Genomic DNA, 6,119 nt, shown 5'->3' on the forward strand with positions numbered 1-6,119 from the left:
GATGTCCCTGCGCTTGATTGCCGTGTCCGCTCTGGTTACGGGCCTTGGCCTCGGCGGCGCCGTCATTCCCGGCCTCTGCACCGAGTCAGACGCGCCGGCGCAGCCGGTGCCGCGGGCGATCGCCATGACAACCGGACAGAGCCAGACCGCGCCCGAATTCGTCGGCATCAGCAACTGGTTCAATTCGCAGCCGCTCAGGCTCGCCGACCTGCGCGGCAAGGTCGTGCTGGTGGATTTCTGGACCTATGGCTGCGTCAACTGCGTCAACACGCTGCCGCACGTCACCCAGCTCTATTCGAAGTACCGGGATCGCGGCCTCGTCGTGATCGGTGTCCACACGCCGGAATTCCCGTTCGAGCATTCGGCCTCCAACGTGCAGGCGGCGCTGAAGCGGCACGGCATCCTCTATCCGGTGGCGCAGGACAACAATTCGCAGACCTGGAACGCCTACCGCAACCAGTATTGGCCGGCGCAATACGTGATCGACCAGAACGGCAAGATCGTGTTCCAGCACGCCGGCGAGGGACAGTACGACGAGATCGACCGCACCGTCGCGCGGCTGCTCAACGCCAACAGCTAAAGCCTGATGAAAATCAGGTTGAGCTGGAACGGCGTCGAAAGCTCACCTCTCCCCGACGGGGAGAGGTGAACCGGGACCGCGCCAAGCCGATCCAGCCAAAACTCAACCCGCTCCAGTCGGACAATCCGCCCTCTTTGTCGTCACAGCTGACGTGGTAAGGTCCACGCCAGGTCGACGACGGATGGTGCGTAATGTTCGAAGGCTGGGATGCGGTCGTACTCGCCCGCGCGCAATTCGCTTTCACGATGTCGTTCCACATCGTGTTTCCCGCATTCTCGATCGGGCTTGCGAGCTATCTCGCGGTGCTGGAAGCGCTGTGGCTTGCCACCAGGCGCGAGGTCTACATCAACCTGTTCAATTACTGGCTGAAGATCTTCGCGGTCGCGTTCGGCATGGGCGTGGTCTCGGGCATCGTGATGTCCTACCAGTTCGGCACCAACTGGTCGTCCTTTGCCGACAAGACCGGGCCGGTGATCGGCCCGATGATGGCCTATGAGGTGCTGACCGCATTCTTTCTGGAAGCCGGCTTCCTCGGCGTGATGCTGTTCGGGCTCGAACGCGTCGGCCCCAGGCTGCACTTCGTGGCGACGTTGATGGTCGCGATCGGCACGCTGATCTCGGCGTTCTGGATTCTGTCGGCCAATTCCTGGATGCAGACACCGACCGGCCACGCCGTGAACGCCGACGGCCAGTTCGTCGCCGCCGACTGGCTCAAGGTGATCTTCAATCCGTCGTTCCCCTATCGCCTCGTGCACATGGTGCTGGCGGCGTACCTCACCACCTCGCTCGTGGTCGGCGCGGTCGGCGCCTGGCATCTGCTCCGCGACCAGCATCTGGCGGGAGCGCGCGTGATGTTCTCGATGGCGATGTGGATGGCCACCCTGGTGGCGCCGATCCAGATCCTCGCCGGCGACCAGCACGGCCTCAACACGCTGGAGCACCAGCCCGCCAAGGTGATGGCGATGGAAGGCCATTACCAGAGCCACAAGGACGGCGCGCCGCTGATCCTGTTCGGCTGGCCCGACCAGCGTGAGGCGAAAGTGAAGTATGCGATCGAGGTGCCGAAACTGTCGTCGCTGATCCTGAAGCATTCGCTCGACGCGCCGCTGGCCGGCCTCGACACCGTGCCGCGCGAGAACTGGCCGCCGGTGCCAATCACCTTCTGGTCGTTCCGCATCATGGTCGGCCTCGGCTTCCTGATCATGGGGCTCGGCCTGCTCAGCCTTTTGATGCGCTGGCGGGGGATGATGTACCAGTCGCCGCTGCTGCATCGCTTCGCGGTCCTGATGGGCCCCGCCGGCTTCATCGCGGTGCTCGCCGGCTGGATTACCACCGAGACGGGGCGGCAACCGTTCACGGTGTACGGGCTGCTGCGCACCGTCGATTCGGCGTCGCCGCTGGCAGCGCCCGCGGTGGGCTCGTCGTTGATCGCCTTCATCATCGTCTATTTCGCCGTGTTCACCGCGGGCGTGATCTACATCCTGCGGCTGATGGCGCAGCCGCCGCATCCCGGCGAGCAAGGCCCGACGAAAGATCTTCCCGCCCGCGCAGCAGGCATCACGCCGGCGGCAGGTGCTGCCGTGGAGGGCGCGCGATGATCGATCTCGCCACGATCTGGGCCTTCATCATCGCCTTTGCCGTGTTCGTCTATGTCGTGATGGACGGCTTCGATCTCGGCCTCGGCATCCTGTTTCCGCTGTTTCCGCAGAAGACCGACCGCGACGTCATCATGAATACGGTGGCGCCGGTGTGGGACGGCAACGAGACCTGGCTGGTGCTCGGCGGCGGCGGCATGATGGCGGCGTTTCCGCTGGCCTATGCGGTGCTGATGCCGGCGCTCTACACGCCGATGATCGCGATGCTGCTCGGCCTCGTGTTCCGCGGCGTCGCCTTCGAATTCCGCTGGCGGACCCAGAAGGCGCGCAACAAATGGGATCTCGCCTTCGCCGGCGGCTCGCTGGTTGCGACACTGGCGCAGGGGATCGCGCTCGGCGCCATCCTGCAGGGCATCCATGTCGAGGGACGCCAATACGCCGGCGGCTGGTGGGATTGGCTGACGCCGTTCAGCGTCCTCACCGGCGTCGCGCTGGTGATCGGTTACGCACTGCTCGGCGCGACCTGGCTGGTGATGAAGACCGACGGCGAGTTGCGCGACCGCGCCTATCATCTGAGCTGGATGCTGTTGATCGCGATGCTCTGCGCGATCGGCGCCGTCAGCATCGCGACCCCATTCCTCAGCGTGCAGTACACCCAGCGCTGGTTCGCCTGGCCCAACATCATCCTCACCGCGCCGGTGCCGATCGCGGTCGCCGCCGTCACCGCGCTGCTGCTGCGCGCGCTCAGCAACAAGAACGACCACCAGCCGTTCTTCCTGACGCTCGGGCTGTTCGCGCTGTCCTATGCCGGACTCGGCATCAGCATGTATCCGTACATCGTGCCGCAGAGCATCACGATCTGGCAGGCGGCGGCACCGACGAATAGCCAGGTCTTCATGCTGGTCGGCGTCTCGATCCTGGTGCCGCTGATCCTCGGCTACACCGCCTGGGCCTATTGGGTGTTCCGCGGCAAGGTGCGCCCCGGCCACGGATACCACTGATGCCCGAGAGCCCGAATCAGCGGCCGCTCGGCCAGCGCCTGCTGTGGTTCGCAGCGCTGTGGCTCGGCGGCGTCGGCACCGTGGCGCTGATCTCGTTCGCCTTGCGACTCTGGATCGCGCCGAAATGAGGCGGCCCGCGCAACGTGCCGCGACAATCAATGACAAAAAACAGAAGCATTACAGGGATATACCTGTGGTGCGGCCCTAAGCTTGCCATCAAGCTGCCGCTGAGATTTGATGCTGCCTGATTTGCGGGTGGAGCAACCATTTGGCCGCGCGCCAACAAGGAGAGCTTTCAATGACGAAGCTTCGTCACCTGGTCTGGATGTTGATCGCGACGGGCGCGCTCGTGCTGTCGACGTCGCAGGGCTTCGCCCAGAACCGCCCGGACGCCGACGAGCCCGGCCTTGTTGCTGACGACAGCTACGAGCTCGATCCGGAATGGCAGAAGCAGGTCGTATATTACCGGACCAATGAGGCGCCGGGCACCATCATCGTCGCGACCGCCGAGCGCCATCTTTATTTGGTGCAGGGCAATGGCCGCGCGCTCCGCTACGGTATCGGCGTCGGCCGCGAAGGCTTTCAATGGCAGGGCCTCGTGAGCATCACCCGCAAGGCCGAGTGGCCCGACTGGGTGCCGCCGCCGGAAATGATCGCGCGCCAGCCCTATCTGCCGCGCTTCATGGCGGGCGGCCCGGGCAATCCGCTCGGCGCACGCGCGATGTATCTCGGCACCACGGTCTACCGCATCCACGGCACCAACCGGCCCGACACCATCGGCACCGCCGTTTCCTCCGGCTGCTTCCGCCTGGTCAACAACGACGTCGCCGATCTCTACAACCGCGTTCCGGTCGGCACCAAGGTGATCATCCGGCAGAAGCCCGAACTCTGATCTCTACCCGCCTTCGATATCCGCCCTGATTTTCCCCGATCCTTCGCGAGAGAGAACCCATGCGTACATTTCGAGGCGGCCTGACGATCGGGCTCGCGATCGCCGCGCTGGTTGCGGCCGCCGCCATCACCTATGAGCGTTACGACACCCGCACGCTGAAGCGCACCGTCCGTCGCGGCGACGTGCTGTGCGGCGTCAACAAGGGCCTGCCGGGCTTCTCGATTCCGGACGACAAGGGTAACTGGACCGGCTTCGACGTCGACTTCTGCCGCGCGGTCGCGTCGGCGATCTTCGACGACCCGTCGAAGGCGAAGTTCGTGCCGCTCGACGCCAGCGAGCGCTTCAAGGAGCTGCAGAATCGCAAGGTCGACATCCTCTCGCGCAACTCCACCTGGAGCATGTCGCGCGAGACCAACTACGACCTCTATTTCCCCGCGGTCGCCTATTATGACGGCCAGGGCTTCATGCTGCCGCGCTCGCGCAACATCGATTCCGCGCTCGACCTGAACGGCAGCAAGGTCTGCGTGCAGGCCAACACCACGACGCAACTCAATCTCGCCGACTATTTCCGTGCCAACAACATGAAGTACACGGAGATGAAGTTCGACAAGCTGGACGACGTCGTGAAGGCCTACAACTCCGGCCAGTGCGATACGCTGACATCCGACGCCTCGCAGCTCTATGCGCTGCGGCTCAACCTCGCCAAGCCGAGCGACCACACGATCCTCGCCGACATCATCTCCAAGGAGCCGCTGGCGCCGGTGGTGCGCTTGCGCGACGACGACTGGATGATGATCGTGAAGTGGACGCTGTACGCCATGATCAACGCCGAAGAGCTCGGCATCACCTCGAAGAACATCGACGAGGCGCTGAAGTCGAAGAAGCCGGAAGTGATGCGGCTGGTCGGCACCGAGGGCAGCTATGGCGAGGATCTCGGTCTGACCAAGGACTGGGCGGTGCGCATCATCCGCCATGTCGGCAATTACGGCGAGGTCTACGACCGCAACGTCGGCGCCGACTCCAAGCTGAAGATCCCGCGCGGCATGAACCAGCTCTGGAACGCCGGCGGCGTCCAGTACGCGCCGCCGATCCGCTAGCGGCGCGCGGCCAGGCCGCAGCCGCCACCGCATACAACGCCGTCGTCCCTGCGAAAGCACTAGCGTATATACATATCCTCCGCAGTCTTTCCGGAGTCTTCTCAAAGAGTTGGCCGAAAACCGCAGAGAACTTACTCATCTGCACTAGGGTTGCGCCCGCCGATTTCGGCTCTCGCCTAGTAGCTAACCCCTTGATGATGAGTCGGTTTTCTAGCCTCGAAGAGATGTGTAAATGCCCTAGTGCGAAAGCAGGGACCCATACGCCGCGGCGGATATTGTAGATGGGACTCGTCGTTCCAGCGGCGCGCGACAGTCACCCATTCGTGGTTATGGGTCCCTGCTTTCGTGTTTGGTCCCTGCAGATTGGTTTGATGGAATCGGTGTAGAACGAGGCGTGGCCTTTGTCAGGGAGCACCTCGGGTCATGGAACTGAGCCTGCACGCGAACGCTACGACGACGCCGAAGACGCGCGCCTATATCCAGCGCAGCCGGAAGTCGGTCGCTCAGTTGGCGGCCGAACTGGGGGTCAGCGAGACCACGATCTATCGTTGGCGCGACCGCACGACGGTCGAAGATCGCTCGCACCGGCCGAAGAACCTCACGACCAGCCTCTCCGCGGTTGAAGAAAGGGCGGTTTGTGAACTGCGGACGTCGCTGCAGTTGCCGCTGGATGACATCGTCGAGGTGATGCGGCGATGCATCAATGCCAAGCTGTCCCGCAGCGCCATTCACCGCTGCCTGCAGCGCAATGGCATCAGCCGGCTCGCCAAGCCTGACAAACCCAAGGTCGGCATCTTCGAGACCGCCAGCATCGGCTTCATCCATATCGACGTGAAGTATCTGCCGTCCCTGCAGCGCCGCACCAGCTATGCCTTCGTCGCCATCGACCGCGCCACCCGCTACGTCTTTGTCGAGATCCATTCCAGGCGGGACGGGGCCACCGCGACCGGCTTC

General features: G+C 63.9%; 7 protein-coding genes. All 7 read left to right on the forward strand.

All coding sequences use genetic code 11. From position 1 onward, the window contains the following. Window position 1 precedes the first annotated feature (1 nt). Window positions 2-580: a thioredoxin family protein gene (locus J6525_RS41710; RefSeq protein ID WP_076834906.1), complete on the forward strand. Its 579-nt coding sequence runs from the start codon at window positions 2-4 to the stop codon at window positions 578-580. Between the two features lie 191 nt (window positions 581-771). Beyond that, window positions 772-2,178: a cytochrome ubiquinol oxidase subunit I gene (locus J6525_RS41715; protein WP_225649019.1), complete on the forward strand. Its 1,407-nt coding sequence runs from the start codon at window positions 772-774 to the stop codon at window positions 2,176-2,178. Continuing rightward, on the forward strand, window positions 2,175-3,176 hold the full coding sequence (gene cydB / locus J6525_RS41720) for a cytochrome d ubiquinol oxidase subunit II (RefSeq protein ID WP_225649020.1): 1,002 nt from the start codon (window positions 2,175-2,177) through the stop codon (window positions 3,174-3,176). The genes J6525_RS41715 and cydB overlap by 4 nt, the downstream gene beginning before the upstream one ends. Next, complete coding sequence (locus J6525_RS41725; RefSeq protein WP_141339964.1) at window positions 3,176-3,304, forward strand: DUF2474 domain-containing protein; 129 nt, start codon at window positions 3,176-3,178, stop codon at window positions 3,302-3,304. The genes cydB and J6525_RS41725 overlap by 1 nt, the downstream gene beginning before the upstream one ends. Before the next feature lie 170 nt (window positions 3,305-3,474). Next, window positions 3,475-4,068, forward strand: coding sequence for a L,D-transpeptidase (locus J6525_RS41730; RefSeq protein WP_092078861.1), 594 nt, complete (start codon window positions 3,475-3,477; stop codon window positions 4,066-4,068). Between the two features lie 59 nt (window positions 4,069-4,127). Continuing rightward, window positions 4,128-5,165, forward strand: a complete 1,038-nt coding sequence (locus tag J6525_RS41735; RefSeq protein ID WP_038385646.1) for an amino acid ABC transporter substrate-binding protein — start codon at window positions 4,128-4,130, stop codon at window positions 5,163-5,165. A gap of 423 nt (window positions 5,166-5,588) precedes the next feature. Continuing rightward, window positions 5,589-6,119, forward strand: a 531-nt coding sequence (locus J6525_RS41740; RefSeq protein ID WP_225649021.1) for a helix-turn-helix domain-containing protein, incomplete at its 3' end; no start/stop codon positions are given.

Source organism: Bradyrhizobium australafricanum, from assembly GCF_020329495.1.
Taxonomy (GTDB): domain Bacteria; phylum Pseudomonadota; class Alphaproteobacteria; order Rhizobiales; family Xanthobacteraceae; genus Bradyrhizobium; species Bradyrhizobium australafricanum.

Coding starts and splice junctions, on each gene's coding strand:
- cydB (WP_225649020.1), top strand. CDS start 2,175: ATGATCGATCTCGCCACGATCTGGGCCTTCATCATCGCCTTTGCCGTG.
- J6525_RS41715 (WP_225649019.1), top strand. CDS start 772: ATGTTCGAAGGCTGGGATGCGGTCGTACTCGCCCGCGCGCAATTCGCT.
- J6525_RS41725 (WP_141339964.1), top strand. CDS start 3,176: ATGCCCGAGAGCCCGAATCAGCGGCCGCTCGGCCAGCGCCTGCTGTGG.
- J6525_RS41735 (WP_038385646.1), top strand. CDS start 4,128: ATGCGTACATTTCGAGGCGGCCTGACGATCGGGCTCGCGATCGCCGCG.
- J6525_RS41730 (WP_092078861.1), top strand. CDS start 3,475: ATGACGAAGCTTCGTCACCTGGTCTGGATGTTGATCGCGACGGGCGCG.
- J6525_RS41710 (WP_076834906.1), top strand. CDS start 2: ATGTCCCTGCGCTTGATTGCCGTGTCCGCTCTGGTTACGGGCCTTGGC.